This is a genomic window from Halorubrum sp. AD140, assembly GCF_034497445.1.
In the GTDB taxonomy this organism is placed as follows: domain Archaea; phylum Halobacteriota; class Halobacteria; order Halobacteriales; family Haloferacaceae; genus Halorubrum.
Genome location: NZ_JAXRUU010000188.1, coordinates 1 through 1,458, shown reverse-complemented (window position 1 = coordinate 1,458; position 1,458 = coordinate 1). Strand labels below are relative to the sequence as shown.

General features: G+C 54.6%; 3 protein-coding genes. 1 reads left to right on the top strand and 2 read right to left on the bottom strand.

Annotation, left to right across the window (positions count from 1 at the left end; all coding sequences use genetic code 11):
* Nucleotides 1-45: 45 nt before the first annotated feature.
* Together U4E84_RS17280 and U4E84_RS17275 are read right to left on the bottom strand one after the other, a co-directional pair.
* Nucleotides 46-315 carry a hypothetical protein gene (locus U4E84_RS17280; protein WP_322533333.1) on the bottom strand — a complete coding sequence of 90 codons (270 nt, stop codon included), beginning with the start codon at nt 313-315 and terminating at the stop codon, nt 46-48.
* Nucleotides 316-369: 54 nt separating this feature from the next.
* Entirely contained in the window at nt 370-726 is a 357-nt protein-coding gene (locus tag U4E84_RS17275; protein WP_322533332.1) for a hypothetical protein, read from the bottom strand.
* Nucleotides 727-843: 117 nt separating this feature from the next.
* On the opposite strand from U4E84_RS17275, the gene U4E84_RS17270 reads away from it, so the two are divergent.
* Nucleotides 844-1,458, top strand: a 615-nt coding sequence (locus tag U4E84_RS17270; RefSeq protein WP_322533331.1) for a CBS domain-containing protein, incomplete at its 3' end; no start/stop codon positions are given.

Genomic DNA, 1,458 nt, shown 5'->3' with positions numbered 1-1,458 from the left:
AAAACTAGTCTCGGAATATCGCCGTATCGATACTCAGTATCGGTGTCACTCTCTCGGCTTTGTCCCAGTTCGTAAGTTCTCTCGATACTCACCCCACGCTTGGTACATCTCTACTCGTTCCGCTTCTGTCATCGTCTCATGTTCGTCCGCGTCGTAGAAGGGAAGTTCCTCCTTCTCAGGGACTGCCATCACCTGCGCGAGTGGATAGATCTTCTTGTAGTAGTTCTCCAACACCCAGTCTTCGCCGTGCTCGTCGACGGCCTCTTCGATGAACGGGGCGGCCTCCGGATATTCCGCAGCGAGTGTGTCAGTCATAGCAGTCGTGTCGTAGGTAAGTCGTATCGCTCCAATACGTGGATAGGTCAGCAGTCAGGCGTCCGCGAATTCGCTGAGTGAGTGGTTCGGGCTGCTACTGTTCCACTTCCCGATTTGGATGAGCTCGAACGTCTCAAGAGGAGCATCGATCGTGTCGGCGATTCGCGCTTGGGTCGCGGACGATAGGCTCTCGACCGTGATCGCCGTGAGCGGGTGTTGGGTGAGTTGGTAACTCGATGCGAGGTTCGTCGGGGCGACAATAATCACGCGTTCCCCATCGACAGCGTCGAGCGCGAGCTGGGCATCCCGATACTGGTGGACAGTCGCATCCAATTCCTCTACGGGGAATAGGCAGTCAGCAGCACCGAATTCGAGACTCCCCCTTGCTGACTTAAAATGTCCATTGAGCATACCTGTATGAAAATATATGCTCCGTAGACATTAATATTGTGGTGACTGAGACGTTGATCTGCCCCACTACGCGCCGTGCTCCCCCTCTTGAATAGCCCGCCCACTACAATGGGACGTGTGTCCCGAGATATCTACGAGTGTACAGCGGCTGAACTCGCAACGGCGTCTGTCGAGTATCTCTCACACGACACATCACCAAGTACTGCCGCCGAGTGGCTCGGAACGAACGGGTACGACGCCGCTCCAATTCAGAAGCGGGGCGATCCGGTCGGGTTCATTCACGAAGATGACGTTACTGTTGACGATGATGGCGATACGCTAGGAGAGTATCTCACCCCGCTCACAATCGAGTATCTGATGAGTGGTGACGCAACGTTTGAGGATGTCCTTACGGCGCTCATCGAGAAACCAGTGTATTTCCTCGGCGGCCACAGCCGCATTACAGGCATCCTCACTCGCGCCGATCTCAACACGGCACCCGTCCGGATCTACTTGTTCGACCGAATCACCTATTTGGAAGAACATCTCCGGGAGCTCATCCTTGAGAACGCGCCTGATTGGAAGCAGACCCCAGTCACTACTGATGAACTCGACGACATTGAGGACCGGTATACAGACGCGCAGACTGCCAATGTCGAGTTAGACGAGATTCACTACGCGCAGTTCTCCACGCTGAATACCATTATTTCGAACGTCGAAGCCTGTTGGGAGACCTGTGGCTTCTCAACGAAA